We start from the raw sequence: 26,354 nt of genomic DNA, 5'->3' as shown, positions 1-26,354 counted from the left end.
CGGAGAGAGCGGATCCCCACCCGCTTTGCTCTGGCGAGCAAAGCGACCTCCCCTTTTCAAGGGGAGGTTAAGACGTGTTCCGGATTTCGCGGAGCCTGTCATCGGGCGCGCGTTCGCGCGACCCGTTGGCTTCTCCGGGCTATGCGCTTCCTCCCGCCGCGATCTTCTCTGCGCGCTGGAACGCGGGCCGGGCCACGCAGCGGCCGATATAGGCCTCGAACGACGGCCGCGACGGCACCATCTTGAACACGCGCACCGCAAAGTTCAGTCCCGCGCCGATCGCGATGTCGGCAGCGGAGAATTGATCGCCGAGGATCCATGGCCCCTTCTGCAGCTCGGCGTCGAGCACGTCGAACACCTGCGCGGCGCTGCCCCACGCGGCGGTGCTGGTCGGCACCTCGAGCTTGGTGAAGAGCTGGATCAGCGCCGGCTCGATGCAACTCGGCGAAAAAAACAGCCACTGCAGATAGCGCGCCCGCTTCGGGTCCGTCGCTGCCGGCGCGAGTTTGGTCTCGGGATAGCGGTCGGCGATATAGGCGCAGATCGCGGCGGCCTCGGCGAGTTGCGCGTCGCCGTCGGTCAACGCCGGCACCTTGCCCATCGGGTTGATCTTGAGAAAATCTGCCGATTTCTGCGCGCCGGTGCTGATGTCGGTCAGCACCCGTTCGTATGGCAGACCGGATTCCTCCAGCAGCCAGATGGCTGAGAACGAGCGCGAGCGCGGCGACCAGTACAGCTTGATCATGGCTTAGCCTCCGATGTGCGGTTTGTTTTCTTCCACCGATAGTGCTTCATCATGAAGCCGGTGACCGGATTGGGCGCTTCCTTCTCGAACACAAAGCCTTCGCGCTCGTACCAGCGCCAGGCCTTCTCGTTCTCGCGGACGCATTTCAGCCAGATCTCGTCGGGCATCTGCCGGCGCGTGAAGGCAAGCAGTTCGCGTCCCAGGCTCCGGCCCTGATAGGCGGGGACCACCATCAGCTGATCGAGCAGCAAGGTCGGCAGGTGCAGCGCTAGCATGGCGGCGATGGCGCCGCGATCGTCGGCGACGAACAGGCTCCAGCCACCAGCGATCTCGCGCGGCAAGCGGATACGCAGATCGTTCAACAGGCTGTCGCTGGCTTGCGAGAGCCCGGTCGAAGCCCAGCTGTCCATCCAGGCGCGCGCGATCGCGTCATGTTCGTCGGGACGAGCGGGGCGGATGTTCGGCGCCGTCATTGTTCCCTATCGCGTGCGACGCCGCCGGCGTGACGCTGTGGATGCATAAAGGTGAAAGCCCGCGATCGCCTCGCGGAGCTTTCAACTCTAGCGCAGTTGTTTGCGACCGGCGAGGCCGGCGGCTCACACGCCGAGCGTGCCGGCCTTCGCGGCAGCATAGCGCTCGTCCACGGCCTTCCAGTTCACCGTATTCCACCACGCCTTGAGATAATCCGGCCGACGGTTCTGGTAGGTCAGATAATAAGCGTGCTCCCAGACGTCGTTGCCGAGCAGCGCGCGCTTGCCGTCCATGATCGGATTGTCCTGGTTCGGCCTGGTCTCGATCGCGAGCTTGCCGTCCTTGGTCACAGTGACGAACACCCAGCCGGAGCCGAACACGCGCCCGCCGGCGGCGTTGAAATCGGTCTGGAATTTTTCCATGCCGCCGAGGTCGCGATCGATCGCGGCGAGCACCTCGCCGTCCGCCTTGCCGCCGTTCGGTCCCATGATCTGCCAGAACATCGTGTGGTTGGCATGGCCGCCCATGTTGTTGCGCACGCCGGTGCGGATCGCCTCCGGCACGCCGCCGAGATTGGCGAGCACCTCGACGACCGGCTTCTCGGCGATCTGCGGATTGTCCTTGGCGAAATTGTTGAGGTTGGTGACATAGGCCTGGTGATGCCGGTCGTGATGGATTTCCATCGTCTTGGCGTCGATATGCGGCTCCAGCGCATCGGTGGGATAGGTCAGCGGATCGATCTTGAACGGTCCGGCTGGAGCCTGCGCCGTGGCTTGCGCGAACGCTGCGCGCGATGCGGCGGCGGCCGCGGCGATGCCGCCTGCTGCGATGATCAAATGGCGTCGGGACATCGAGGACATCGTGGTTCTCCGTGCTGGGAAAGCTTCCTGATGTTAGGCCCGAGTTGTGAACGGGTTCCAGCGAATCCGGTCACAATGCCGGGTCAAAACCGCGCATGCCGATCAGCGGAGATTGATTTGCGTCCGATCTCGGCAAACCAAAAAGGGCGGCCACAGGGCCGCCCTTTTCGTAACAGTCGATTTGGTAACAATCGATTTGCCCTGGCTTACTCGCCGGCAGCTTCGCGCGGCGCCGCAGCCGGCGCTTCGGTCTTCTGCTTGGCCTCGAGATCCTCGCCGGTCTCCTGGTCGACCGCCTTCATCGACAGGCGGGTCTTGCCGCGATCGTCGAAGCCGAGCAGCTTGACCTTGACCTTGTCGCCTTCCTTGACGACGTCGGAGGTCTTCTGCACGCGGTTGGTCGCGAGCTGGCTGATGTGGACGAGGCCGTCCTTGGCGCCGAAGAAGTTCACGAACGCGCCGAACTCCATCACCTTGACGACGGTGCCCTCGTAGATCTGGCCGACCTCCGGATCGGAGGCGATCGACTTGATCCACTTGATCGCAGCCTTCATCGCCTCGCCATCGTTGGAGGCGACCTTCACGGTGCCGTCGTCCTCGATGTTGACCTTGGCGCCGGTCTTCTCGACGATCTCGCGGATCACCTTGCCGCCGGTGCCGATCACTTCGCGGATCTTGTCGGTGGCGATCTTGAAGGTCTCGATGCGCGGTGCGTATTCGCCGAGCTCGGCGCGCGCCGCGGTCAGCGCCTTGGCCATCTCGCCGAGGATGTGGATGCGCCCTTCCTTGGCCTGGCCAAGCGCAACCTTCATGATCTCCTCGGTGATGCCCTCGATCTTGATGTCCATCTGGAGCGAGGTGATGCCGTGGTCGGTGCCGGCGACCTTGAAGTCCATGTCGCCGAGATGATCCTCGTCACCGAGGATGTCCGACAGCACCGCGAAGCGCTGACCTTCGAGGATCAGGCCCATGGCGATACCGGCGGTCGGCCGCTTCAGCGGCACGCCGGCGTCCATCAGCGACAGCGACGCGCCGCACACCGAGGCCATCGAGGACGAGCCGTTCGACTCGGTGATCTCGGAGACCACGCGGATCGTGTACGGGAACTCGTGATGCGGCGGCAGCACCGGGTGGATCGCGCGCCAGGCGAGCTTGCCGTGGCCGATTTCGCGGCGCTTGGTGCCGCCGAGGCGACCGGTTTCACCGACCGAGTAGGGCGGGAAGTTGTAGTGCAGCAGGAACGTTTCCTTGTACGTCCCCGACAGTGCATCGATGTACTGCTCGTCTTCGCCGGTGCCGAGCGTGGTCACGACCATCGCCTGGGTCTCACCGCGGGTGAACAGCGCCGAGCCGTGGGCGCGCGGCAGCACGCCGGCTTCGGCGATGATGTTGCGCACGGTCTTGGCGTCACGGCCGTCGATGCGCTTGCCGGTGTCAAGGATGTTCCAGCGAACGATCTTGGCTTCCAGTTCCTTGAACACGCCGGCGACGCGGAGCTTGTCGTATTTCGGCTCCTGGCCTTCCGGGAAGAAGTGCGCCAGCACCTTCTCCTTGACGGCGCCGACCGCGGCATAGCGTTCCTGCTTGACCGGGATCGCATAGGCCTTGCGGAGCTCCTGTTCGGCGATGCCGAGCATCTCCTTCTCGATCTCCGAGTTGTCGATCGTGGTGACTTCGCGCGGCTCCTTGGCGGCCTTCTCGGCGAGCTCGATGATCGCGTTGATGACCGGCTGGAAGTGGCGGTGGCCGAACATGACCGCGCCGAGCATCACGTCCTCGTTGAGCTCCTTGGCTTCCGATTCGACCATCAGCACGGCGTCGGCGGTGCCGGCGACGACGAGGTCGAGCTGGGTCTCGGTCATCTCGTCGAGCGTCGGGTTGAGCACGTATTCGTCATTGGCGAAGCCGACGCGCGCGGCGCCGATCGGGCCCTTGAACGGTGCGCCCGACAGCGTCAGGGCGGCGGAGGCGGCGACCAGCGACACGATGTCCGGATCGTTCTCCATGTCGTGCGAGAGCACGGTGACGATCACCTGGGTCTCGTTGCGCCAGCCGTCGACGAACAGCGGACGGATCGGGCGGTCGATCAGGCGGGAGACCAGCGTCTCCTTCTCGGTCGGACGGCCTTCGCGCTTGAAATAGCCGCCGGGAATGCGGCCTGCGGCGTAGGTCTTCTCCTGGTAGTCGACCGTGAGCGGCAGGAAGTCGACGCCCTCGCGCGGCGCCTTCGCCGCAACGACGGTGGCAAGCACCACGGTCTCGCCGTATGTGGCCATCACGGCGCCGTCGGCCTGGCGGGCGATCTTGCCGGTTTCAAGTTTGAGGGGACGTCCACCCCAGTCGATTTCGACGGAATGCGAATTGAACATTTCGGTTTTCTTTCATGGTTTCACGAAAGCACGGCGCCCTGAAACACAAAGACCATGCCAAGACGGCGAGACACTGATGCGCTGTTGCGATCAGCATCCGGCGATCCTGCCATGGTCCCTGGATTTCGGATGGCGTCCATCCTTTCGGTCATCTGGGCATCTTGCCCGGTCCAGCGGCCGGATTGCTGCTGGACGCTAGTGTGCATGGCGCGACTGCCATGCTGCGCATGATCATCTTTCGACAATTCGAAAGCCCGAGTTCACGGACGACCATGCGAAAACGCGCGCGAACCCTCGCGCGCGTGCTTCTCAAATCAACGACGGATGTTGTGCTTTTCGAGCAGCGCCTTGTAGCGCGCCTCGTCCTTGCGCTTGATGTAGTCAAGCAGGGAGCGACGCGTCGACACGAGCTTCAGGAGGCCGCGGCGTGAATGGTTGTCCTTCACATGGCTCTTGAAGTGCTCGGTGAGGTTATTGATGCGTTCCGACAGGATCGCGACCTGAACCTCGGGCGAGCCGGTGTCGCCGGCCTTGTTGGCATTCGTCTTGATGACTTCCGCTTTGCGTTCTGCGGTAATCGACATCGTCAGTTACTTTCATTGTTGCGAGCCGGACTGGCAGTCAGTCCGTTCAGGTTGAACACGCGCTTGGGGATGAGTTCGCCATTGCCAATTTCGGCAAGCGCGAGAAGTCGGCCTGCCACTGTGACATAGACTGTGCCGCTGGTATTGGGCGCATCCCGTCCGCGCAACAAAACGGCCTGGCCCCTGTGGAGCCTTGCCGCATCAGCCCGTGTGACGGCCAGTGCCGGGATGTCGTCCAGCGCGGTCTCAACGGGCAAAAGCGCGTCGGCGAGGCTGCCCTCGCCAGACGCGGCTCTATTGCATAAAGCCTCCAACTGTTCCAGCGGAATCATGTCCCGCTCGGTAAACGGACCGACAAGGGTCCGCCGTAGGGCGCAGATATGGCCAAAACAGCCCAGAATCCGGCCCATATCGCGGGCCAGCGCCCGGACATAGGTTCCCTTGCCGCACTCGGCCTCGAACACGGACTGGCCGTTATCGCCATGTTCCACAAGGGTTAATTCGTGAATTTCGACCGGGCGGGGCTTCAGTTCCACGGTCTCGCCGTCGCGCGCCAGATCATAGGCGCGCTCGCCCTGCACCTTGATCGCCGAATATTGCGGCGGGATCTGCTCGATCACCCCGGTAAAGCGCGGCAACAGTTCCCGGATCGAATCGGCGGTCGGCCGGCTTTCGCTGGTCCTGACCGGCCGTCCCTCGGTGTCGTCGGTGTCGCGCTCCTCGCCCCAGCACACCGTGAAGCGGTAGCGCTTGCGGCCGTCCATCACGAACGGCACCGTCTTGGTGGCCTCGCCCAGCGCGATCGGCAAGCCGCCGGAAGCGAGCGGATCGAGGGTGCCGGCATGGCCGGCGCGCTTGGCCTGGAACAGGCGCTTGAGCACGGCGACCGCCTGCGTCGAGGTCATGCCGATCGGCTTGTCGAGCACCACCCAGCCATGGACGTCGCGCTTGTCGCGGCGCGGCTGCTGGTTCTGCCTGCCCTGCTTCTGGCGCGGGTCGTTGTTGGTGCGGCGCGCTTCGTCGGCGCGCTGCCCGGCAAAAGCATCCCGCTCAGCGTCGCGCGCGTCGGCATCCTTCGCGTCCACAGCGCTGTTGGTCGTCATCACAGTCATCACTCGTCGTCCGAATCGGGTGCAAGGTCTCGCTGCACCGCAGGTGTCCGCAGTAGTTTCTCGATGCGCTCCGCCTCGTCGAACCGCTCATCGACGCGGAAGCGAATGTCGGGTGCAAATTTCAGGTTGACGCGACGCGCGATCTCGCCGCGAAGGAACTTCTTGTTGCGCTCGAGCGCGGATATCACCGTGTCGGTGTCGCGGCCGCCGAGCGGCATCACATAGATCGTCGCGAGCTTCAGGTCCGGCGACATACGCACCTCGGGAACGGTGATGATGTGGCCTTCCAGATCGGGATCGTGGACCTCACCCTGCGACAAAATCTCGGCAACTGCATGGCGAACCGTTTCACCGACGCGCAGCTGACGTTGTGAGCCGCCGGGGCTGGAACTCTTCTTTTGACGGGGCATGACCTTCTTCCAAAACCGTCGCGCCCGCAGGCCTTGGCCGCGGGCATCAATGTCCTAGCTTTGCTTCAATCAGACAATGCGCTGGTGGCCGGACTAAAGTCCGGCCACGCCGTCGCATTTTCAGTCAAATGGACCCAACGCTTAGCAAGATCTGCGCTTCGTAAGATTTGGACTTACAGAGAGCGCTGGATCGTCTCGATGCGGTAACATTCGATCACGTCGCCGACACGCATGTCGCCGTAGTTCTCGAATGCCATGCCACACTCCTGGCCGGAGACCACTTCCTTCACTTCATCCTTGAAGCGCTTCAGCGTCGACAGCTTGCCTTCGTGCACCACGACGTTGTCGCGGATCAGGCGAACATTGGCGCCGCGTTCCACGGTACCGTCGGTGACGCGGCAACCCGCGACCTTGCCGACCTTGGAAATGTTGAACACTTCCAGGATCTGCGCGTTGCCCAGCATGGTTTCGCGCAGCGTGGGCGCGAGCAGGCCGGACATCGCCTTTTTAATATCGTCCACGAGGTCGTAGATGATGTTGTAGTAGCGGATCTCGATGCCGTTGCGCTTGGCCGCGGCCGCCGCTTCCTTGTTGGCTCGGACCGAGAAGCCGATGATCGCGGCGTTGAAGCCTTCCGCCAGCGTGACGTCGGACTCCGAGATGCCGCCGACGCCGGCATGCAGGATGCGGGCGGCGACTTCGTCGGTACCGAGCTTCTCGAGCGAGCCCAGGATCGCTTCCAGCGAGCCCTGCACGTCGGCCTTGACGATCAGCGGGAACTCCTTGCGGCCCGCGGTCTTGAGCTGCGACATCATCTGCTCGAGCGAGCCCCGCATGCCGGAGATCGAGGCCGCCGCGTTCTCGCGCTTCTGGTGCGCGCGATAGCTCGTGACCTGGCGGGCGCGGGCTTCGTTCTCGACGACGGCGAGACGGTCGCCGGCTTCCGGCGGGCCGTTGAAGCCGAGCACCTCGACCGGCACGGACGGACCGGCCTCTTCGAGATTCTCGCCCTGGTCGGAAATCAAGGCGCGGACGCGGCCCATCTCGGCGCCGGCCACGATGATGTCGCCGACACGCAGCGTGCCGCGCTGCACCAGCACGGTCGCGACCGGACCGCGGCCGCGATCGAGCTTGGCTTCGATCACGGTGCCTTCCGCCGGACGCTCCGAATTGGTCTTCAGATCGAGGATTTCGGCCTGCAGCGCGATCATCTCGAGCAGTTTGTCGAGATTGGTCTTGTTCTTGGCCGAGACTTCGACGTCGACGACGTCGCCGCCGAGCGATTCGACCTGCACCTCGTACTGCAGCAGTTCGGTGCGCACGCGCTCGGGCCGTGCATCGGGCTTGTCGATCTTGTTGATCGCCACGATCATCGGCACCTTGGCCGCCTTGGCGTGGTTGATCGCTTCGATCGTCTGCGGCATCACGCCGTCATCGGCCGCGACCACCAGCACGACGATGTCGGTGACCTTGGCGCCGCGGGCGCGCATCGCGGTGAATGCGGCGTGGCCGGGCGTGTCGATGAAGGTGATCTTGGTGCCGCTCTCGGGCGACAGCACCTGATAGGCGCCGATATGCTGGGTAATGCCGCCGGCTTCGCCAGACACCACGTTGGCGTGGCGCAGCGCGTCGAGCAGCGAGGTCTTGCCGTGGTCGACGTGACCCATGACGGTGACGACAGGCGAGCGCGGCTCGGTGTCGGTGGAATTGTCGACGACGTCGAACAGGCCCTCTTCCACGTCGGATGCCGCGACACGCTTGACGCTGTGGCCAAGCTCTTCGGCGATCAGCTGCGCGGTGTCGGCATCGATCACGTCGGTAATCTTGTGCATCGCGCCCTGCTTCATCAGCATGCGGATGACGTCGACCGCGCGCTCCGACATGCGGTTCGCGAGTTCCTGGATCGTGATCGCTTCCGGGATGGTGACTTCGCGGATCAGCTTTTCCTTGGGTTCGTTCGACGCATGACCCTTCAGGCGCTGGGTGCGGCGGCGGAACGAGGCGATCGAACGCTCGCGTACGTCGTCGGCGTTGAGCGCAGTGGTCAGAGTGAGGCGGCCGCGCTCTTTCTGCGGACCGGGCTTGTGGGTGGTCTTCGGAGCCGCGGCGGGGCGCACGGCGCCGCCGGGGCGGCGCACCAGGCGCGGACCTTCATCTTCGTCGGGCCCGGCCGCAACCGCCGCCGGTCTCGGCGCAGAGGCCGGTGTGCGCGCGGTTGTCGTGGTCGTTGGGCGTGCTGCGGGCGCACGGGCGGCCGGAGCAGACGCAGGTGCGGCTCCGGCAGGCTTGGCGGGAGCAGCGACAGGCGCCGCACCGGGCTTGGCCTCGCCTTCGCCAAAGCGGCGCTTGGCCTCGACTTCGGCTTTGCGCTTGGCCTCTTCCTCGTGGCGATGGCGTTCCTCTTCCGCCTTGCGGCGGGCCTCGGCGGCCTCGCGCTCGGCCTTCTCGGCAGCCTCGCGGACGGCGCGGCGCTTGGCCTCCTCTTCCGCCTGGCGGCGTTCCTCGATATCGCGCTGACGGGCGTCGGCCAGCGCGCTGGCGCGCGCGGAACGCTCGTCCTCGGTCAGGGTCGGCAGCACCACGCCGGAGCGGGTGTTACGCTGCTGCTGGCCGGGAGGCGGGCCTGACGGGCGGCCGAGCGGCGGCCTGGCGGCCGGCGCCGCCGGCTTTGCAACCACGGGTTCCGGCGCATGCGCCTCGCCGGGGCCATCGCCACCGACGCGGCGCTTGCCGCGTTTCTCGACCACGACCTGCTTGGTCCGGCCGTGGCTGAAGCTCTGGCGCACGGTGCCCGTCTCGACGCGCGGCTTCAGCGACAACGTCTTGCTCGGGACACTCAAAGTCTTGTCGCCAGGGGTCTTGGTATCAACCATTCAGCAGTCCTAATCTCGTTTCGCTGTGCGTTTGCCGCACAAATCCTTCAACGTGTCGTCGTTTGCTGAGCATGACCGGTCGGAAAGACGGCGTCCGCCTTCCCGGATCACGCTCTGGAATTTCTGGCCGCTTCGGCGGTCTTGTCGTCGTCGGCCATCCGGTATCGGACCAGCATCTGGCAGCGCGACAGGAACGTCTTGCTCGCCGGGCCCGCGAGCAGCGCAGCATGTATCACATTTGACCGCCCAAGTGCCAAATCCAATTCTTCCGACGTCAAAACATTGACGACGGGGATTACCGGCGATTCACCACGTTTTTCGCCCCTTTGCCTCACGATCGCGTCCAATTTGCGGATTCCGTCCGCCGCGCCGTCGGAAGCGTGGATCAGGGCTGCAGTTTCGTTCCGGTTGAGTGCGTCCTCGACCTTGCCGAAGCCCGAAACGACCTGACCGGCCTTGGCGGCCATCGCCAGGGCCTCGGTGACGCTGCGCACCAGGAGGGCGTCGGTGTCGATGGGGAGGGTCGGCGCGACGCGGACGTCGCGCTTGAATCCCTTGCTAAATTGGTGACGGCGGACCGCTTCCGCAACGCTGCGCCGCGATGCGGAAACCCATAATCCGCGGCCGGGCAGCTTGCGCTTGAGATCCGGGATCACCTCGCCCGTGGGCGCGACGACGAACCGGATCAGCTCGTCGATCGGACGCACCTCGCGGCTGACCGCGCACATCCGCGTGGTCGCGGACTTCTGCGTCCGCGGCCCATCGTCGAGATCGGGGTCAGCCTGAGCCAGCATCCGTGGGGCATCTCCTTACGAGGCCGTCGTTTCTGCTTCGGCGGCCTCGGCCTCCTCAGCAGGCTTGGCGAGGTCGGCCTCGGTGATCCAGCCGGCCTTCAGACGGGCCTGCATGATCAAGGCCTCGGCCTCGTCGCGCGAGATCTCGATGCCGTCGAGGAACCCGGCATGCTTGGTCGGCTCGCTGCCTTCCTTGCGCTCGGTCCAGCCGACCAGATCGTCGGTGGCACAGCCGGCGAGATCCTCGACCGTCTTCACATCGTTCTCGCCGAGCTTCACCAGCATCTTGCCGGTGATGCCGGGCACGTCCTTCATGGCGTCCTCGACGCCGAGTTCCTTGCGCTTGGCTTCCAGTTCCGCCTCGAGCTGTTCCAGATATTCGCGGGCGCGGGTCTGCAGCTCGGTGGCGGTCTCCTCGTCGAAACCCTCGATGCCGGCGAGTTCCTTGACGTCCACCAGCGCGAGTTCCTCGACCGAGGTGAAGCCCTCGGAGGCGAGCAGCTGGCCGACCACCTCGTCGACATTGAGCGCTTCCATGAACACGCGGGTCGAGTTCTCGAAGTCGGCCTGGCGGCGCTCCGACTCTTCCTGCTCGGTCAGGATGTCGATGTCCCAGCCGGTCAGCTGCGAGGCGAGCCGGACGTTCTGGCCGCGGCGGCCGATCGCCAGCGACAGCTGGTTATTGGTGTCGGGAACCACGACCTCGATGCGCTCGCGGTCCTCGTCGATCACGACCTTGGCGACTTCAGCCGGCGCCAGCGCGTTGACGACGAAGGTCGCGATGTCGGGTGACCACGGGATGATGTCGATCTTCTCGCCCTGCAGCTCGTTCACCACGGCCTGCACGCGCGAGCCGCGCATGCCGACGCAGGCGCCGACCGGGTCGACTGAGGAATCGCGCGAGATCACGCCGATCTTGGCGCGCGAGCCCGGATCGCGGGCGACCGCCTTGATCTCGACGATGCCGTCGTAGATCTCCGGCACTTCCTGCGCGAACAGCTTCGCCATGAACTGCGGATGGGTGCGCGACAGGAAGATCTGCGGACCGCGGGTCTCGCGGCGGACGTCGAAGATATAGGCGCGGACGCGGTCGCCGTTGCGGAACACTTCGCGCGGCAGCATCTCGTCGCGGCGCACGATCGCTTCGCCACGGCCGAGGTCGACGATCACGCTGCCATATTCGACGCGCTTGACGATGCCGTTGACGATGTCGCCGATGCGATCCTTGAATTCCTGGTACTGCCGGTCGCGCTCGGCCTCGCGCACCTTCTGCACGATCACCTGCTTGGCCGACTGCGCGGCGATGCGGCCATATTCCAGCGGCGGCAGCGTGTCGGCGATGGTGTCGCCGACCTGGGCGCCTGGATTGGCGCGCTGCGCATCGTGCAGCGAAATCTGGTTCGACGAGTTTTCGACGACGTCGACCACCAGCATGTGGCGGGTCAGCCGCAGCTCGCCCTTCTTGGCATCGATCTCGGCATGGACGTCGGTCTCGCTGCCGTAGCGGGCACGCGCGGCCTTGGCGATGGCGTCTTCCATCGCCGCGATCACGATGGAGCGGTCGATCGACTTTTCGCGCGCAACTGCGTCTGCGATCTGCAGCAGTTCGAGTTTGTTGGCGCTGACTGCCATGGCTTAGTCTCCTTCGGATGGATCGATCTCGCCACGGCGCGCGCGCTCGGCCGCCAGGCGGTGCTTTTTGGTGTTGGTCGGAGCCGGCTTCTTGCCGGGCTTGTGAGCAGGCTTGGGTTTCGGCTTCTGGCTCTTCGCCGGATCGCTCTTCTTGGCGTGGGCCGGCTGCGGCGGCGCGAGGCCGAGCTCGCGGCGCAGCTCGCGCTCGGCGGCCTTGCCGCGCCGCATCGATTCCTCGATCAATTCGTCGGTCAGCACCAGCCGCGCGTCCGAGATGTCCTCCATCACCAGGAGAACCTCGACGTCCTCGTCGGGACGCGGATCGTCGCGCCTGATGCGCACCGCATCGCCCTCGACGCCGGCGAGCAGGCCGCGGAACCGCTTGCGGCCCTGATGCGCTACCGCCATCTCGATCTTCACGAGATGCCCGGTGTAGCGCTCGAAGTCGGAGCGGCGCACCAGCGGGCGGTCGATGCCGGGCGAAGAGATTTCCAGCCGGTAGGCGCGCTCGATCGGGTCGGCGACATCGAGCACCGGCGACAGCGCGCGCGAGATAGCCTCGCAATCCTCGAGTTGCATCGAGCCGTCGGGCCGCTCCGCCATGATCTGCACGGTGCAGCCGGCATCGCCCGAGACCTTGATGCGCACCAGGCGATAGCCCATGCCCTGCAGCACCGGGACCGCGACCGCGGCGACACGCGCCGCGACCCCGGGCTCAACGACGAGACGCGGCTCGGCGAGCAGTTCGGTGTCCACGGACGTGGCGGTCGGTTCGGTCATATCCAGTGTCAAAGGCTGTCTAAGGTCTAAAGGCTGCGGAGGTCTGTTGTGTTGTCCAGGTGGCCTTAAGGGGCCGCTAACGCTACCCAAACTGGACCCGGCCTCGTTGGGTCCCGTCAGGTAATAAAAAAGAGCGGGTCCCGGGGGGCCCACTCTCCTACGCGATCGTATGAGATACCATAAGTTGCGCTGGATATAGCTCTTTTGCCTGGGTCCGGCAAGGCCCCGGGTCCGGCGGGAGGCGATTTTAGGGCTCCCAGGATGTCGGATTGATCTAACCCTCCGTTTACGAACGGGACCATAGATTGCCGAAAATCGGCAGAAGTCGCCGGTCGGACAAGGCTCATGACGACAGCCCCTGCGCTGATCCCGGAACTCGACGATATCGTTCGCCGCGGCGACCCCAAGCGCCGCGCCGAGGCCGCGCGGCGGCTCGGCGAGCTGTTTCTTCAGGGCGCCGCGAGCTTCCGTCCCGACCATATCGACCTGTTCGACGGGGTGCTGACCAGCCTGGTCCCGCATGCCGAGCTTGCTGCGCGGGTCGATCTCGCCGAACGGCTCGCGCTGCTCGCCAACGCGCCGCGGCATCTGGTCGGGCAACTCGCCCGCGAGGACGAGGTCGCGATCGCGGGGCCGCTGCTGCGCCGATCGCCGGTGATTGACGAAAAGGTGCTGGTCGAGATCGCCAATGCCAAGGGCCAGGGCCATCTGCTCGCGATGGCCGAGCGATCGAAGCTCTCGACTGCGCTGACCGACGTCCTCGTCCGACGCGGCGATCGCGACGTCATCCGATGCGCGGCCGGCAATGCGGGCGCGGCGTTCTCGGACGCCTCCTTCACGACCTTGGTACAACGAGCCGGCCAGGACGGCGTGCTGACGCTGCGGATCGGCCGCCGCGATGATCTTCCGCCCGAGCATCTGAAGGGCCTGCTCGCCGGCTCGATCGACGTGATCCGCCGCCGTCTGCATGCCGTCGCCAAGCCGGAACGCCAGGCCGAGATCAAGCTGGCGATGAAGGAGATCGAGGGCGTGATCGTTCAGGTCGAGGGCCGCGATTTCACAGCCGCGCAGCGCGCCATCCTGGCGCTGCATCGCGCCGGCGAATTGAACGAGGCCGCGGTGGCCGGCTTCGCAAAGGCCTTCAAATATGAGGAATGCGTGGCGGCGCTCGCCGCGATGGCCGGCGTGAAGGTCGTCACGCTCGATCGCCTGATCTCCGGCGATCGCTATGATCCGATCCTGATCGCCAGCAAGACGATCGGCTTCGAATGGCCGACCGTGCGCGCCCTGATCCTGATGCGGCTCGGGCCGAACCGCGTGCCGTCTCCTGCCGATATCGAAGGTGCGCGGGTGAATTTCGTGCGCCTGATGCCGTCAACGGCGCAGCGCGTCGTGGAGTTCTGGAAGTCGCGCTAGTTCATGCGGTCGTGGCGGACTCTCTGTCCGTCATTGCGAGGAGCGAAGCGACGAAGCTATCCATATCTCCCCACGCCGAACCATGGATGCTTCGCTTCGCTCGCAATGACGAGCTGAATCAGCTGCGTCATAATACTTCCCAAAAATTGCGTCGGCCCGCTATGCTTTCCGCAAGGCGCGACTCAGCGCCAACGGGGAGATCGCCATGCTGACGGACGCCGACATCCAAACGCACGCCGCGCGGATCCGCGATGACGGATACACCGTGATCGAGCGCGCCGCCTCGCCCGATCTGGTCGAGGGATTGAAGGCGGCGGTGCTGAGAATCGAGCGCGAGCACAATCTCGCACCTGCCCGGACGTCGTTCGAAGGCTTCAAGACGCTGCGCATCAACAACCTCCTGACCTATGACGATCTGTTCTGGGAGGTGCCGCTGCATGACAACGTGCTGCCGGTGGTCGAACGCGTGCTGGACAGGGAATGCCTGCTCTCGTCGTTCTGCTCGCTGGTGCTCGGGCCCGGCCAGGAGGCGCAGCCGATTCACGAAGACACCCAATTGATCCCGTTGCCGCGGCCGCACATCCCGATCACGATCAATGCGATCTGGGCGCTGTCCGATTTCCGCGAAGATAACGGCGCGACGCGGATCATTCCGCGCAGCCACAAATTCGATTCGTCGCCCGAATACGGCAAGGAGTACGACGCGGTCACCGCGACCATGCCGGCCGGCAGCGTGATGCTGTTCGACAGCGCCCTGTGGCATGGCGGCGGCGCCAACACCAGCGACGCCAGGCGCTTTGCCTTCTCCTGCGCTTATTGCTGGGGCTGGATGCGGCAGCAGGAGAACCTGCAGCTCGGCATTCCGCGCGAGACCGCGGCCCGCTTTCCGCGCCGTTTGCAGGAATTGTGCGGCTACAGCGTCTACAAGGGCCAGTTCGGCCACATCGACAATCACGATCCGATCGAGCTGCTCGGCCGCGAGCGCGGCAAGCGGATGGTGTGGGAGGCGACCGACGTCAGGAAGGCGCGGCTGGCGGAAGTGAAGGGATAGCTATCCGTCATTCCGGGGCGTCGCGATAGCGACGAACCCGGAATCTCGAGGTTCCGGGTTCGATGCTGCGCATCGCCCGGAATGACGGCGTTAGGGCAACCGCTTGAATCGCAAATACGCCGCCTTCCGCCCCTCGCGCTCGGCCTTGGCGCCGTAGCGCGTCATCGTGTAGTTCGGCCACGGCTGTTGCCAGTCGATCGCGCGCTCGGCAAGCCAGGCGAAGTCGGGCGAGCGCATCAGATGCGCCAGCGTCCAGGCGCAATAATCATCGATATCGCTGACGAAGCGGAATTCGCCGCCCGGCGGCAGCAATCGTGTCATCGCAGCGACGGTTGCATCCTGCACGAAGCGCCGCTTCCAGTGCCGCCGCTTCGGCCACGGATCGGGATGGATCAGGTCGATGCGCGCAACTGAACGCGTCGGCGCCCAGGCCAGCAGTTCGGCAGCGTCGCCGGCAAACAGGCGAATATTGCCGATATTTTGCGCCTCGATCTGGGTCAGGATCTTCGCCATGCCGTTGACATAGGGCTCGCAGCCGATGAAGCCCGTGGTCGGAAAGGCCTGTGCCTCCGCGATCAGATGCTCGCCGCCGCCGAAGCCGATTTCGAGCCTGACATTCTCGATGCCGTCATCGAACAACTCGGTCAGCGCCGCGGGCGCGGGCGCCGAGATGTCGACGGCCAGATGCGGCAGCAGAGTGTCGATCAGGTCGGCCTGATGCGGGCGCAGCTTATGGCCCTTGCGCCGTCCGAAGAACGAGCCGCGCGCATGCGCCATCGCGCCGTCGTCGGGGGAATCGCGATCGCCGCGGTCGCCTGGAGCCGGTGTCATCGCAGCGTTTGGTAGAGACGGTGGAGCAGCCGCGCGCGCGGCTCGATCGACGAGATGTAGAGCTGCTCGTAATGGGTATGCGCACCCTTGCCGTCGACGCCGAGGCCGTCGAGGGTCGCGGTGTGCGGCGCGGTGAAATTGCCGTCGGAGCCGCCGCCGGTGAACACATCCGCCAGCTCGAAGCCGAGCTCGGCGGCCAGCCCCTTGGCGTGCTCGTAGAGTGCGGCGCCGGCATTGCTTTTCTCATAGGGCGGACGGTTCAATTCGCCCGATATCTTCACGCTGACGCCCTCGGTGCGTGAGGTGATCCCGAGGATCTTCGGAACCAGCTCGTCGGCGTCGGCCATGGTCGGCACGCGCATGTCGACTTCCGCAAAGGCCTCTTCGGCGATCACGTTCGGCTTGGTGCCGCCGCGGACGACACCGACATTGACGGTGACGCCGCGCTTGAGATCGTTCATGGCCTCCAGCGCCTGGATCACATTGCCGAGCTCCCGGATCGCGCTGCGGCCGTCCTCGGGGCGCGTGCCGGCATGGGCCGGCGCGCCCTTGATGGTGACGTCGAAACGCGCAACGCCCTTGCGTCCGGTGACGATCTTGCCGCCGTCGCGCGCCGGCTCCGTCACCAGCACGTATTTGGCCTTGCGGCCCTCGGCCTCGATCAGCGCCCGCGAGGTCGGGCTGCCGATCTCCTCGTCCGACACGTAGAGCTGGGTGATGCCGAGCGGCGGGCGCGCGCCGTCGGCGCAGACCTGCCGGAATGCGTGATAGGCGAGGTAGGCGCCGCCCTTCATGTCGTAGATGCCGGGGCCGAACGCGCTGTCGCCGTCGACCTTGAATGGTAACCGTTCGATGAATCCCATCGGATGGACTGTGTCGAGATGGCTCAGCACCAGGATGCCCGGCGCGTCCTGGCCCCAGGACGAGCGCGTCACCAGGTGATCGCCGCAGCCGTCGCGTCCCGCAATGCGCTCCACCGTGGCCGGCAGGTCGCGATAGCCCGACGCGACGAGATCAGCCAGCTTGTTGACCTGATCGGGCCGCTCGGTCGGAGATTCGATCTCGACCCAGCGGCGGATGCCGTCGAGAATCACGGCGGTTTCGAACGGATTGCTGGACATGCTGTTGTCGTCGCCTGTGAATTCGCTTTGTCATTGCGCGCACGCGCCGAAGCACGATCCGGAATCATGCTCGAAGGAGGCGCTCAAGCGCGATGATGCTCAAGCTGAGCTCATCGCGTTGGCGCGCGCCGGAATGGCATATTCCAGATTTGACGATCTCTCAAACGGATATGGCTGAATCAGGCCTGCTCGGCTGCCTCGCGCGCCGCAATCTGCTCGACCAGTTCGACGATGCTGCGGCGGAGCTTGGCGTCCGCGATCCGCGTGAAGGCGCGGGTCAGGGCCAGGCCCTCGGCGGTTGCCAGAAAATCGGAGACGTAGGTCGGCGAGGCGCCCTCGCTGAAGCCGTCGGCGGTCTTGACCCCGCTCGGGCCGCCATCGAACAGGAAAGAGACCGGCACTTGCAGGATTTCGGAGATTTGCTGCAGCCGGCTGGCGCCGACGCGGTTGGTGCCCTTTTCGTATTTTTGCACCTGCTGGAACGTCAGGCCTAGCGCCTCGCCCAGTTTCTCCTGGCTCATGCCGAGCATGATGCGTCGCATACGGACGCGGCTGCCGACATATTTGTCAACAGGATTGGGCGCTTTGGTGGACATCTCCAACTCTCCTAAGGGATTGCGCGCCCGTGGATGAGGCAAGTTGGAAGTGGAGTATGCCTCAGGCGCCGGTGCCGTCAAATCCTGCAAGGAGGATCGGGACGAAATGCGGACAATTTGCGCAAAGGGGCTGACTTGGCTTGTGATTTCGCGTGGACCCGTACAATGCGAAGTGCACGGTCGATCTGTCAACTGGTGGAATCATACTGAGGTAAATTTCGACGTTTTTTCGGGTTCGCGACAACCGGCGATATGCAGCCGTCAGGGTTTTCGCCTCACAAACCGCCGCCGCAACACGAACGCCAGGGCTGTGATCACAATCACAGCGGCGGGGATGTTCCCGATACGCGCATAGATCGTCGGCGCGATGGCCGCCGGCAGGCCGGCATCGAGCACGCCTTCGATGCCGAGCCCGAGTTGTGCGACGATCCGGCCAACCGGGTCGATGATGGCCGAGATTCCCGTATTCGCGGCACGGACCATCGGCAGGCCTTCCTCGATGGTGCGCAGCCGGGCCTGTTGCAGGTGCTGGTAAGGGCCGGTCGAGATTCCGAACCATCCGTCATTGGTGACATTGACGATCCAGCCGGGACGGTCGTCGCGGCTCACGACATTGCCGGGAAAGATCGCCTCGTAGCAGATCACGGGCAGGGCGCGCGGTGCGTTCGGAATATCGAGCGGCCGTCGGATCGTGCCGGGAATGTAGCCGCCCTGCACCTTGGTGAGCTGCACGAAGCCGAGCTTCTCCATCAAGTCCTGGAACGGCAGATATTCTCCGAACGGGACAAGATGCAGCTTGTCGTAGACCGCGAGCACGCTGCCGTCGTGGTCGATGACGTAGATGGAATTATAGGCGCGCGTGACGCGGACGCCGGGCGGCAGATCGGGCGCGCGCACCGAACCGGTGATCAGCACGGTTCCTTTCGGCAGCAGGTCGGCGATCTGCGCCATCGCGTCGGCTTCCTTGGTCAGGAAGAACGGAAACGCGGATTCCGGCCAGATCAGGATGGTGGCATCCTTCACGCCCGTGGCGTGCGGCCCTGAGGCGCGATCCGACAGGGTGAGATATTTCTGCATCACCGCCGTCTTGGCGGAGTAGTTGAACTTGGCGTCCTGCTGCAAATCGGGCTGCATGATGCGCAGCTTGACGCCGTCGACCATCCTGGTCGGTTGCTGCGCGAGGCGGACCACGCCGAACGCCAGCATCGCCGCCAGCACCAGCACCGCGGCCACCGGCGCGCGCCACGGCTTGCGGCCGCGCGAGCCGCCGTCGATCAACACGGCCGGACTTGCGAAGATCGCGACGGCCAGGAACGTCATGCCCCAGAGCCCGATCAGCGACGCGGTCTGGGCCAGCGCCAGCGGCTCGGTCAGTGCGTAGCCGAACGCATTCCACGGAAAGCCGCTGAGGAGATGGCCGCGCAGCCATTCCGAAACCGTCAGGCTGACCGCGAGCGCCAGCACGCGCGAGGCGTCGCGCGGCCAGATCAGCCGCGCCAGCGCGAAGCCGAACGCGGTGAACAAAGCGAGATAGGCGGGCAGGCCGAGCACCGCGAACGGTGTCAGCCAGGCGAAGGTGTCCGCATCGACGAAGAAAGCGTAGCCGATCCAGTACAGTCCCGGCACGAAATAGCCGAGGCCGAACCAGAAGCCGGACAGCGCTGCGGCGGGCACGCCGCGCCAGCGGCCGGCCGCGCTGCCGTCGATCAGCCAGATCGCGATGGAAAAGGTGAGAAACAGAACCGGCCAGGCGTTGAACGGCGCCATCGCCAGCGCAGACAGCGCGCCGGCCGTGAGCGCGAGGACGGCGCGTTTCCATCCCCAGGTCAGGATGATTGCAAGGCCGATCGATCGGAGCTTGTCGGACAGCCTCACTGCGGACCGGCTCCCTCGCCGGGCGGCGGCATGTTGTCATTCGCCTGCGGGTTTCCGGAGTCCGGCGCCTGCTCGCGGCGCCGCTCGCGCTCCTTGCGCGGCGTCGGCCGTTCCTTGCGCGCGGTGATGCGCACGCGCTTGACCCGCCGCGGATCGGCGTCGAGCACCTCGACCTCGTAATTGCCGGGCCCCGAAATCACCTCGCCGCGTACCGGCAGGCGTCCGACGAATGATACGAGGTAACCGCCGAGCGTCTCGACCTCCTCGCCGGCGTCGCCGATCACGAAATCCTCGCCGATCACCGAGCGGACATCGTCGAGGCTGGCGCGCGCATCGGCGATGAAGGAGTTGTCCGGCTGGCGCACGATGGACGGCGGCTCGTCGGAATCGTGCTCGTCATCGATCTCGCCGACGATCTGCTCGACGATATCCTCGATCGACACCAGCCCGTCGGTGCCGCCATATTCGTCGACCACCAGCGCGAGATGGATCCGCGAGGCCTGCATCTGCGCCAGCAGGTCGATCGCGCGCATCGATGGCGGGATATAGAGCAGCTTGCGGATGATATTGGCTTCCGACAGCGGCAGCGCGAGATCGACGCTGCGCAGATCGAGCCCGGCCGGAAACGGCTTCTTGCGCTTCGTCTTGGTCGCGTCGGTGACGCGGGCTCTCGCGGTCATGAAGGCGAGCAGGTCGCGGATGTGCACCATGCCCTCGGGGTCGTCGAGGGTCTCGTTGTAGACGACGAGCCGCGAATGCGCCGCGCTCTCGAACAGGCTCATCAATTCGCCGAGCGGAATGTCGCGCTTGACCGCGACGATGTCGGCGCGGTGCACCATGACGTCGGCGATCCGCCGCTCGTTCAGCGACAGGATGTTGCGCAGCATGGTGCGCTCGATCGCCGAGAAGCCGACATCGTCGGGCGTCGAAGCGTCGAGCACGACCTGCAAATCGTCGCGCACCGAGCCGGCCTTCCAGCCGAACAGCGTGCGGATCGCGCGCACCAGCCAGCCCTCGGCCGCGGGGCGCTGCACCTCGCCCTCGTGCACCACGGCGGGCAGGTTGCTCACGTTGCGCGGGTTGTCGTGGGTCGGTTCGGAATCCGGCATGTCAGGCGATCCGATCCGCATAGGGGTCGGGAATGCCGAGGGAAGAGAGGATCTCGCGCTCGAGCGCCTCCATGTCCTCGGCATCGTCGTCGTTCTCGTGGTCGTAACCGATCAGGTGCAGGAAGCCATGCACCGCGAGATGGCTCAAATGATGGTCGAACGGTTTCTGCTCTTCATCGGCTTCCCGCCGCGTCGTCTCATAGGCGATCGCGATATCGCCGAGCATGCGCGGGGCATCGTCGGATCCGCCGGCGCCTTCCGGCTGCAGCGCCGGAAACGACAGCACGTTGGTCGGCTTGTCGATGCTGCGCCAGTTGGCGTTGAGGGTGCGGATGCCGGGATCGTCGGTCAGCATCACCGCAAGCTCGGCGTCGGCGACATCGGCATCGGCGATTTCGGCGGCAGCCTCGATGGCGCGGTGGATCACCGCGTCGGCATTGGGCTCGGCCTGCCAGCATTCGGCGGTGACGAGAACCTCGGTTGCAGGAAAAGCAGACACGTTGGTTTCAAAATCTGCGTTATGGCCGGATCCCGCGTCGTGCGGGCTCGCGGCCGAAGCTATTGGTCTCAAGATCTGGCGTTTGCCGGCTTTTGCGGCAATCCCTCATAGGCGGCCACGATGCGCGCCACCAATTCATGGCGGATGACGTCTTCGGCCTTGAAATGCACCTGCGCGATGCCCTCGACGCCGTCGAGCAGCTTCACGGCTTCCGTGAGCCCCGAGGTCTGGCCATGCGGCAGGTCGACCTGCGACGGATCGCCGGTGACGATCATCCGGCTGTTCTCGCCGAGACGCGTCAGGAACATCTTCATCTGCATCGTCGTGGTGTTCTGCGCCTCGTCGAGGATGATGGCGGCATTGGTCAGGGTGCGGCCGCGCATGAAGGCGAGCGGGGCGATCTCGATCTCGTTGCCCTGCAGCGCGCGCTCGACGACGCGGGCATCCATCAGATCGTACAGCGCGTCATAGATCGGGCGCAGATACGGATCGACCTTCTCCTTGAGGTCGCCGGGCAGGAAGCCGAGCCGCTCGCCGGCTTCCACCGCGGGGCGCGTCAGGATGATGCGATCGACCTCCTTGCGCTCGAACAGCTGCGCGGCATGGGCGACCGCGAGCCAGGTCTTCCCGGTGCCGGCCGGGCCGATGCCGAACACCAACTCATGCCGCTTCAGCGCGCGGATGTAGGAATCCTGCGCCGCGGTGCGGGCGCGCACCGGACGCTTGCGCAGATTGATGGTCTCGAAGGTCGGCTTGGCGGTCTTGTTGTCGAATTCGAACAGCGAGCCCTGCGCGATCACGGCGCGGATCGCACCTTCGACCTCGCCCTGATCGAGGTCGTGTCCTTCGACGGCCTGCGCGTAGAGCGTCTCCAGCACGCGCCGCGCCGCGTCGCAGCCGTCGCGGGAGCCTGCGATGGTGAGATGATTGCCGCGGGAATCGACCACGACGCCGAGCCGCCGCTCGATCAGCGCCAGATTCTGTCCGTAGGGGCCGACCAGCGCGGATGCCGCGCGGTTGTCGTCGAAATCGATGACGACCTGAGTTTCAGGGGGCCGGGTCTCAGGTGGCATTTGCATGTCGCGGTCAGGTTTGCGGCTGGGAGCGAGCGAAGACGAATCCGATGCGCTTTTGGGCAAGGATTTCAGGCTCCAATGGTCTGCGAAATGAGGCCGGGCGCGGGCCGCGTTACGAGCTCGCCGATCAAGCTGTAGCGCTCGAGGCTGTCGATCCTCACCGGGAGGACCTGGCCGATGATGTCGGGCGACGCCATCACATGGGCGGGCTGCAGATAGGCGGTGCGGCCGACGATCTGGCCCGGATTGCGCGCGGCGCGCTCGAACAGCACATCGACCGTTGTGCCAATCGCAGCCCGGTTGAAGGCCGATTGCTGGCTGTCGATCAATTCCTGAAGCCGCCCCAAGCGCTCGTCCATCTCGGCTGCTGACACTGTCTCCCGCATCTCCGCCGCCGGCGTGCCCGGCCGTGGCGAATATTTGAATGAATACGCCGCAGCGTATCCGATTTGCGTGACAAGCGCGAGGGTGGCGGAAAATTCTTCCGCGGTCTCTCCGGGGAAGCCCACGATAAAATCTGATGAAAAAGCAATGTCTTGCCGCGCGGCGCGGAACCGGTCGATGACGCGCCGGTAGTCATCGGCGGTATGTTTGCGGTTCATGGCGGCAAGGATCCGGTCCGCCCCCGATTGCACCGGTAGGTGCACGAACGGCATCAGTTCGGGCAAATCGCGATGTGCCGCGATCAGGGTGTCGTCGACGTCGCGCGGATGGCTGGTCGAATAGCGCAGCCGTGTGACGCCGGAAATTGTGGCCAGCCGCTGCAACAATTTGCCGAGCGGCCAGACGCGGCCGTCGGGACCTTCGCCGTGATAGGCGTTGACGTTCTGTCCGATCAGCGTGAATTCGCGCACGCCATTGTCGGCGAGCTGCTTCACATCGTCGATGATCCTGGCGACCGGACGCGAGACTTCCGCGCCGCGCGTATAGGGCACCACGCAGAAGGTGCAGAACTTGTCGCAACCTTCCTGCACCGTGACGAAGGCGGAGATGCCGCGGGCGCGGATCGCATCCGGCTTCGGCTGCGGCAGGAAGCCGAACTTGTCCTCGACCGGGAATTCGGTTTCCAGCGCGCGGCCGTTTGCCTTGGCGCGCTTCAAGAGCTCGGGCAGATGATGATAGCTCTGCGGCCCGACCACGATGTCGACGGTCGGCGCGCGATGGATGATCTCGGCGCCTTCGGCCTGCGCGACGCAGCCGGCGACCGCGATCTTCATCTCGCGCCCCGCCCGCGCGGCCTCGTCCTTGGCGACGCGCAGCCGCCCGAGCTCGGAATAGACTTTCTCCGACGCCTTCTCGCGGATGTGGCAGGTGTTGAGGATCACGAGGTCGGCGTCTTCGGCGCTCGCGGTCTCGACAAAGCCCTCGCCGGCCAGCGTGTCCGCCATGCGTTGCGCATCGTAGACATTCATCTGGCAGCCATAGGACTTGATGTGCAGCTTGCGCGGCGTCGTCATGGAACCCTGAGAGCGAAAAATGGAAACGGCGCCATCGGGGCGCCGGGGCTGAAATATAGCTTAAACCGGGGAAAATCCAGCGGTCCGGGGCTGGTCCTGTCACCTCCCCTTGAAAAGGGGAGGTCGCTTTGCTCGCCAGAGCAAAGCGGGTGGGGATCAGCTCCCTCCGCACGCAGCGGCGCCCGCGGCTGGAACCCCCATCCCGACCTTCCCCTTTCAGGGGGAAGGGGAAGATTGCTCACGCAACCGCGGTTTTGGCCCCGAGCCGGGCGATCAAATCGGGCAATTTCCGCATATCGGCGAAGGTGACGGCCGCGCCGGCCTGGCGCAGCATGTCCTCGTGTTCCGCCGTGCAATGGCTGCCGCCGTAAAATCCGAGCACGGTCATCCCGGCAGCGCGGGCGCCGGTGACGCCGGCCACGCTGTCCTCGATCACGACGCAGCGCGCCGGGCTGGCGCCCATCTGCGCCGCCGCGAACAGGAAGAGGTCGGGCGCCGGCTTGCCGCGCTTGACCTGGGTGGCGGAGAAAATATGCGGTGCGAGCTGGTCGTAGAGCCCGGCGCAGGTCAGGCCGTGATGGATCTTTTCGGGCGTGCCGCTCGACGCCACGCATTTCGGTAAGCCGAGCGCGGCGATCGCCTCGCCGACATGCGCGATCGCACTGAGATCGTCGGCATAGAAGCTCAGCGTCGCGTGCTTGACCTCGGCCTCGAAGGTCTCGGGCAGCGCGCGGCCGATCTCGCTTTCGACGATCCGCCGCGCCTCGCGGTCGGACACACCGAGGAAGCGCTTCAGCACGCCGTCAGGTGTAATCGGAAAGCCGTGCCGCGTCAGCGTCTCCGCATGCGCGCGACAGGAGATCACCTCGCTGTCGACCAGCACGCCGTCGCAATCGAAGATGACGAGGTCGAAACTCACCCGGCTTACGACTTGCTGTCTTCGTCGAGCGGGACGCAATACAGCTCGAGACGGTGATCGACCAGCTTGTAGCCGAGCTTGCGCGCGATCTCGGCCTGCAGTTTCTCGATTTCCTCGGAGGTGAACTCGATCACCTTGCCGTCGCGCAGATTGATCAGGTGGTCGTGATGGCTCTCGGGCATCTGCTCGTAGCGCGCGCGGCCCTCGCGGAAGTCGTGGCGCTCGATGATGCCGGCATCCTCGAACAGCTTGACGGTGCGATAGACGGTCGAGATCGAGATCTTGTCGTCGACCGCCACGCAGCGGCGGTAGAGCTCCTCGACGTCAGGGTGATCCATGGCCTCCGCCAGCACGCGTGCGATCACACGGCGCTGTTCGGTCATGCGCATGCCGGTCGCGGCGCAGCGCGCCTCGATGCCGGTATTCTTCTGCGCAGGCGTGATTTTCACCGTCGTCATGGGTCCTTGGCAGGTCCTTGGCCAGTCCTTGGGCCTTGGATGGCAGAGCAGGGCGCTGTTCTGCCATCGCGCCGATGTTACGACAAGTCGCGCCGCATCAGAAGCGCGTTCAAATGTTCCCCGCCGGGCTGCTTGTAGTAGCGCTCGCGGCGGCCGATCACGCCGAATCCGGCCTTTTCATAGAGCCGTCGCGCCGGCTGATTGTTCTCTTCCACCTCGAGGAAGATGGTGCGGACGCCGCGGCCGGCAAGATGGCCGAGATGAGTCAGCAGCAGGTCGCGCGACAGCCCGCGGCCGCGCTGATTGGAATCGATCGCAATCGACAGAATTTCGGCCTCGTCCGCCGCCATCCGCGAGACGGCAAAGCCGATCACCTTGCGTCCCTGCCGCAGCCGGTGCACCAGCGTGTTGCGCTCGGTCAGCATCGCCTCGAATTCGCCCTCGCCCCAGCCGCGATGAAACGATGCGCCGTGCAATTGCGCGAGCCGCGCCGCATCGCGCAGCGATGCGGGCTCGACCGCGGGCGGACCGCCGCCCCACCATCGTGACAGCCAGCCGATCATGTCGATCGCGGCGTGCTGATCTCGAGCCGGTCCTTCGGCGGCTTGGCGTCGGGTGCACGCAGATAGAACGGCCGCGGCGGCGCGCTTTCAGGATCCACGGCCGCGCCGATCCAGGCGACCCAGGTAATGTCGGGCGCGGGCTGCCGGTCGACCTTGACCGGCGTTGCCGCGTCGGCGGGCCAGCGCTCGGCGAGGATATTGGCAGCGTTGCCGACCAGATGCAGCGCGCCGTGTTGGGAGGCCTCGAGCGCTTCCGCGATCGGCGCCACCTTCGGCTTGATGATCGGGCTGCCGTCGCCGCCCACCAGCTGGAAATAGACGTGATCATGCCGCGCATCGATCGCCGACAGGATCGCAGCCGCGCCATTCTCGGCGACGACAGGCGCGGCGTAGGCGGCGAGCGTCGACAGTCCGACCACCGGCTTTTCCGCGGCCAGCGCCAGGCCGCGCGCCGCCGAGAGGCCGACGCGCAGGCCGGTGAAACTGCCGGGGCCGGTGGTCACGGCGATGCGGTCGAGCCCGGCAAAGCCGATGCCGCTCTCTTTCATCACCCGAGCGATCAGCGGCATCAGCGCTTCGGCATGGCCGCGCTGCATCGCCTGCGATTCAATGGCGATTGTATTGCCGGAGGTGGTGTCGAGCACCGCCGCGGAGCAGGCGTCGAGCGCCGTATCGATGGCGAGAATCATCATGGGAGGGCGAATGGCGAATAGGGAATGGCGAATAGAGGTCCAGAGCAGAATGCTATTCGCG

Annotated in this window: 26 protein-coding genes; 3 read left to right on the top strand and 23 right to left on the bottom strand. The window is 65.4% G+C overall.

Features of this window, described 5'->3' with window-relative positions; all coding sequences use genetic code 11:
* Window positions 1-139: 139 nt before the first annotated feature.
* From ACVWY5_RS38320 to rimP, 11 genes are all read right to left on the bottom strand, one after another.
* Complete coding sequence (locus tag ACVWY5_RS38320) at window positions 140-745, bottom strand: glutathione S-transferase family protein (RefSeq protein WP_028335500.1); 606 nt, start codon at window positions 743-745, stop codon at window positions 140-142.
* A complete protein-coding gene (locus ACVWY5_RS38315) occupies window positions 742-1,218 on the bottom strand; it encodes a GNAT family N-acetyltransferase (protein ID WP_028335501.1) in 477 nt (158 codons plus the stop codon). The genes ACVWY5_RS38320 and ACVWY5_RS38315 overlap by 4 nt, the downstream gene beginning before the upstream one ends.
* Before the next feature lie 123 nt (window positions 1,219-1,341).
* The gene (locus ACVWY5_RS38310; protein WP_028335502.1) at window positions 1,342-2,076 is read right to left on the bottom strand and encodes a superoxide dismutase; all 735 of its coding nucleotides are present in this window, start codon (window positions 2,074-2,076) and stop codon (window positions 1,342-1,344) included.
* Window positions 2,077-2,282: 206 nt separating this feature from the next.
* Complete coding sequence (gene pnp, locus ACVWY5_RS38305; RefSeq protein WP_028335503.1) at window positions 2,283-4,445, bottom strand: polyribonucleotide nucleotidyltransferase; 2,163 nt, start codon at window positions 4,443-4,445, stop codon at window positions 2,283-2,285.
* A 314-nt stretch (window positions 4,446-4,759) separates the two neighbouring features.
* Window positions 4,760-5,029: a 30S ribosomal protein S15 gene (rpsO, locus tag ACVWY5_RS38300; protein ID WP_016844725.1), complete on the bottom strand. Its 270-nt coding sequence runs from the start codon at window positions 5,027-5,029 to the stop codon at window positions 4,760-4,762.
* Between the two features lie 2 nt (window positions 5,030-5,031).
* The gene (gene truB / locus ACVWY5_RS38295) at window positions 5,032-6,141 is read right to left on the bottom strand and encodes a tRNA pseudouridine(55) synthase TruB (protein WP_028335504.1); all 1,110 of its coding nucleotides are present in this window, start codon (window positions 6,139-6,141) and stop codon (window positions 5,032-5,034) included.
* Window positions 6,141-6,551, bottom strand: coding sequence for a 30S ribosome-binding factor RbfA (gene rbfA / locus ACVWY5_RS38290; RefSeq protein ID WP_028335505.1), 411 nt, complete (start codon window positions 6,549-6,551; stop codon window positions 6,141-6,143). The genes truB and rbfA overlap by 1 nt, the downstream gene beginning before the upstream one ends.
* A gap of 173 nt (window positions 6,552-6,724) precedes the next feature.
* Complete coding sequence (infB, locus tag ACVWY5_RS38285) at window positions 6,725-9,424, bottom strand: translation initiation factor IF-2 (RefSeq protein ID WP_028335506.1); 2,700 nt, start codon at window positions 9,422-9,424, stop codon at window positions 6,725-6,727.
* Between the two features lie 107 nt (window positions 9,425-9,531).
* On the bottom strand, window positions 9,532-10,218 hold the full coding sequence (locus tag ACVWY5_RS38280) for an RNA-binding protein (protein WP_028335507.1): 687 nt from the start codon (window positions 10,216-10,218) through the stop codon (window positions 9,532-9,534).
* Window positions 10,219-10,233: 15 nt separating this feature from the next.
* Window positions 10,234-11,850 (bottom strand): transcription termination factor NusA, encoded by a 1,617-nt coding sequence (nusA, locus tag ACVWY5_RS38275; protein WP_028335508.1) that lies wholly within the window; start codon window positions 11,848-11,850, stop codon window positions 10,234-10,236.
* Window positions 11,851-11,853: 3 nt separating this feature from the next.
* On the bottom strand, window positions 11,854-12,630 hold the full coding sequence (gene rimP / locus ACVWY5_RS38270; RefSeq protein ID WP_028335509.1) for a ribosome maturation factor RimP: 777 nt from the start codon (window positions 12,628-12,630) through the stop codon (window positions 11,854-11,856).
* 345 nt (window positions 12,631-12,975) lie between these two features.
* Between rimP and ACVWY5_RS38265 the strand changes: the two genes are divergently transcribed.
* Window positions 12,976-14,046 carry a DUF2336 domain-containing protein gene (locus tag ACVWY5_RS38265; RefSeq protein ID WP_028335510.1) on the top strand — a complete coding sequence of 357 codons (1,071 nt, stop codon included), beginning with the start codon at window positions 12,976-12,978 and terminating at the stop codon, window positions 14,044-14,046.
* Between the two features lie 205 nt (window positions 14,047-14,251).
* The gene (locus ACVWY5_RS38260; protein ID WP_028335511.1) at window positions 14,252-15,097 is read left to right on the top strand and encodes a phytanoyl-CoA dioxygenase family protein; all 846 of its coding nucleotides are present in this window, start codon (window positions 14,252-14,254) and stop codon (window positions 15,095-15,097) included.
* Window positions 15,098-15,187: 90 nt separating this feature from the next.
* Here the strand turns inward: ACVWY5_RS38260 and trmB are convergent, their stop codons facing one another.
* Window positions 15,188-15,928 (bottom strand): tRNA (guanosine(46)-N7)-methyltransferase TrmB, encoded by a 741-nt coding sequence (gene trmB / locus ACVWY5_RS38255; RefSeq protein ID WP_028335512.1) that lies wholly within the window; start codon window positions 15,926-15,928, stop codon window positions 15,188-15,190.
* Window positions 15,925-17,049, bottom strand: coding sequence for a M20 family metallopeptidase (locus tag ACVWY5_RS38250; RefSeq protein ID WP_028335513.1), 1,125 nt, complete (start codon window positions 17,047-17,049; stop codon window positions 15,925-15,927). Before ACVWY5_RS38250 ends, trmB begins: the two co-directional genes overlap by 4 nt.
* Between ACVWY5_RS38250 and ACVWY5_RS38245 the strand changes: the two genes are divergently transcribed.
* Entirely contained in the window at window positions 17,048-17,227 is a 180-nt protein-coding gene (locus ACVWY5_RS38245) for a hypothetical protein (RefSeq protein ID WP_028335514.1), read from the top strand. The two genes, ACVWY5_RS38250 and ACVWY5_RS38245, sit on opposite strands and share 2 nt — an antisense overlap.
* A gap of 1 nt (window position 17,228) precedes the next feature.
* On the opposite strand, the gene ACVWY5_RS38240 is transcribed toward ACVWY5_RS38245, so the two are convergent.
* From ACVWY5_RS38240 to tsaB, 10 genes are all read right to left on the bottom strand, one after another.
* Window positions 17,229-17,645, bottom strand: coding sequence for a helix-turn-helix domain-containing protein (locus tag ACVWY5_RS38240; protein WP_028335515.1), 417 nt, complete (start codon window positions 17,643-17,645; stop codon window positions 17,229-17,231).
* A 261-nt stretch (window positions 17,646-17,906) separates the two neighbouring features.
* Window positions 17,907-19,520, bottom strand: a complete 1,614-nt coding sequence (gene lnt / locus ACVWY5_RS38235) for an apolipoprotein N-acyltransferase (RefSeq protein ID WP_028335516.1) — start codon at window positions 19,518-19,520, stop codon at window positions 17,907-17,909.
* Window positions 19,517-20,629, bottom strand: a complete 1,113-nt coding sequence (locus tag ACVWY5_RS38230) for a hemolysin family protein (RefSeq protein ID WP_028335517.1) — start codon at window positions 20,627-20,629, stop codon at window positions 19,517-19,519. The genes lnt and ACVWY5_RS38230 overlap by 4 nt, the downstream gene beginning before the upstream one ends.
* Before the next feature lies 1 nt (window position 20,630).
* On the bottom strand, window positions 20,631-21,128 hold the full coding sequence (ybeY, locus tag ACVWY5_RS38225) for an rRNA maturation RNase YbeY (RefSeq protein WP_028335518.1): 498 nt from the start codon (window positions 21,126-21,128) through the stop codon (window positions 20,631-20,633).
* A gap of 68 nt (window positions 21,129-21,196) precedes the next feature.
* Window positions 21,197-22,267, bottom strand: a complete 1,071-nt coding sequence (locus ACVWY5_RS38220; protein WP_080667141.1) for a PhoH family protein — start codon at window positions 22,265-22,267, stop codon at window positions 21,197-21,199.
* A 5-nt stretch (window positions 22,268-22,272) separates the two neighbouring features.
* The gene (gene miaB, locus ACVWY5_RS38215; RefSeq protein WP_028335520.1) at window positions 22,273-23,661 is read right to left on the bottom strand and encodes a tRNA (N6-isopentenyl adenosine(37)-C2)-methylthiotransferase MiaB; all 1,389 of its coding nucleotides are present in this window, start codon (window positions 23,659-23,661) and stop codon (window positions 22,273-22,275) included.
* A 238-nt stretch (window positions 23,662-23,899) separates the two neighbouring features.
* The gene (locus ACVWY5_RS38210; protein WP_028335521.1) at window positions 23,900-24,580 is read right to left on the bottom strand and encodes an HAD family hydrolase; all 681 of its coding nucleotides are present in this window, start codon (window positions 24,578-24,580) and stop codon (window positions 23,900-23,902) included.
* Between the two features lie 5 nt (window positions 24,581-24,585).
* Window positions 24,586-25,038, bottom strand: a complete 453-nt coding sequence (locus ACVWY5_RS38205; protein WP_016840396.1) for a Fur family transcriptional regulator — start codon at window positions 25,036-25,038, stop codon at window positions 24,586-24,588.
* A gap of 77 nt (window positions 25,039-25,115) precedes the next feature.
* Window positions 25,116-25,601: a ribosomal protein S18-alanine N-acetyltransferase gene (gene rimI / locus ACVWY5_RS38200; protein WP_028335522.1), complete on the bottom strand. Its 486-nt coding sequence runs from the start codon at window positions 25,599-25,601 to the stop codon at window positions 25,116-25,118.
* The gene (gene tsaB / locus ACVWY5_RS38195) at window positions 25,598-26,293 is read right to left on the bottom strand and encodes a tRNA (adenosine(37)-N6)-threonylcarbamoyltransferase complex dimerization subunit type 1 TsaB (RefSeq protein ID WP_028335523.1); all 696 of its coding nucleotides are present in this window, start codon (window positions 26,291-26,293) and stop codon (window positions 25,598-25,600) included. The genes rimI and tsaB overlap by 4 nt, the downstream gene beginning before the upstream one ends.
* Window positions 26,294-26,354: the final 61 nt, after the last annotated feature.

This window comes from Bradyrhizobium sp. USDA 3256 (assembly GCF_054058275.1).
Note: the sequence above shows the minus strand (reverse complement) of the source record. Positions and strands in the feature narration are given on the sequence as shown.

Excerpts from the sequence above, each read along its gene's own strand:
- ACVWY5_RS38230 (WP_028335517.1), bottom strand. The coding sequence starts at position 20,629 with ATGCCGGATTCCGAACCGACCCACGACAACCCGCGCAACGTGAGCAAC.
- ACVWY5_RS38240 (WP_028335515.1), bottom strand. The coding sequence starts at position 17,645 with ATGTCCACCAAAGCGCCCAATCCTGTTGACAAATATGTCGGCAGCCGC.
- ACVWY5_RS38205 (WP_016840396.1), bottom strand. The coding sequence starts at position 25,038 with ATGACGACGGTGAAAATCACGCCTGCGCAGAAGAATACCGGCATCGAG.
- rbfA (WP_028335505.1), bottom strand. The coding sequence starts at position 6,551 with ATGCCCCGTCAAAAGAAGAGTTCCAGCCCCGGCGGCTCACAACGTCAG.
- truB (WP_028335504.1), bottom strand. The coding sequence starts at position 6,141 with ATGACTGTGATGACGACCAACAGCGCTGTGGACGCGAAGGATGCCGAC.
- ACVWY5_RS38245 (WP_028335514.1), top strand. The coding sequence starts at position 17,048 with ATGCTGTTGTCGTCGCCTGTGAATTCGCTTTGTCATTGCGCGCACGCG.
- rpsO (WP_016844725.1), bottom strand. The coding sequence starts at position 5,029 with ATGTCGATTACCGCAGAACGCAAAGCGGAAGTCATCAAGACGAATGCC.
- tsaB (WP_028335523.1), bottom strand. The coding sequence starts at position 26,293 with ATGATGATTCTCGCCATCGATACGGCGCTCGACGCCTGCTCCGCGGCG.
- ACVWY5_RS38260 (WP_028335511.1), top strand. The coding sequence starts at position 14,252 with ATGCTGACGGACGCCGACATCCAAACGCACGCCGCGCGGATCCGCGAT.
- rimP (WP_028335509.1), bottom strand. The coding sequence starts at position 12,630 with ATGACCGAACCGACCGCCACGTCCGTGGACACCGAACTGCTCGCCGAG.
- nusA (WP_028335508.1), bottom strand. The coding sequence starts at position 11,850 with ATGGCAGTCAGCGCCAACAAACTCGAACTGCTGCAGATCGCAGACGCA.
- ACVWY5_RS38265 (WP_028335510.1), top strand. The coding sequence starts at position 12,976 with ATGACGACAGCCCCTGCGCTGATCCCGGAACTCGACGATATCGTTCGC.
- ACVWY5_RS38250 (WP_028335513.1), bottom strand. The coding sequence starts at position 17,049 with ATGTCCAGCAATCCGTTCGAAACCGCCGTGATTCTCGACGGCATCCGC.
- infB (WP_028335506.1), bottom strand. The coding sequence starts at position 9,424 with ATGGTTGATACCAAGACCCCTGGCGACAAGACTTTGAGTGTCCCGAGC.
- rimI (WP_028335522.1), bottom strand. The coding sequence starts at position 25,601 with ATGATCGGCTGGCTGTCACGATGGTGGGGCGGCGGTCCGCCCGCGGTC.
- ACVWY5_RS38315 (WP_028335501.1), bottom strand. The coding sequence starts at position 1,218 with ATGACGGCGCCGAACATCCGCCCCGCTCGTCCCGACGAACATGACGCG.
- miaB (WP_028335520.1), bottom strand. The coding sequence starts at position 23,661 with ATGACGACGCCGCGCAAGCTGCACATCAAGTCCTATGGCTGCCAGATG.
- pnp (WP_028335503.1), bottom strand. The coding sequence starts at position 4,445 with ATGTTCAATTCGCATTCCGTCGAAATCGACTGGGGTGGACGTCCCCTC.
- ACVWY5_RS38320 (WP_028335500.1), bottom strand. The coding sequence starts at position 745 with ATGATCAAGCTGTACTGGTCGCCGCGCTCGCGCTCGTTCTCAGCCATC.
- ACVWY5_RS38310 (WP_028335502.1), bottom strand. The coding sequence starts at position 2,076 with ATGTCCTCGATGTCCCGACGCCATTTGATCATCGCAGCAGGCGGCATC.
- ACVWY5_RS38280 (WP_028335507.1), bottom strand. The coding sequence starts at position 10,218 with ATGCTGGCTCAGGCTGACCCCGATCTCGACGATGGGCCGCGGACGCAG.
- trmB (WP_028335512.1), bottom strand. The coding sequence starts at position 15,928 with ATGACACCGGCTCCAGGCGACCGCGGCGATCGCGATTCCCCCGACGAC.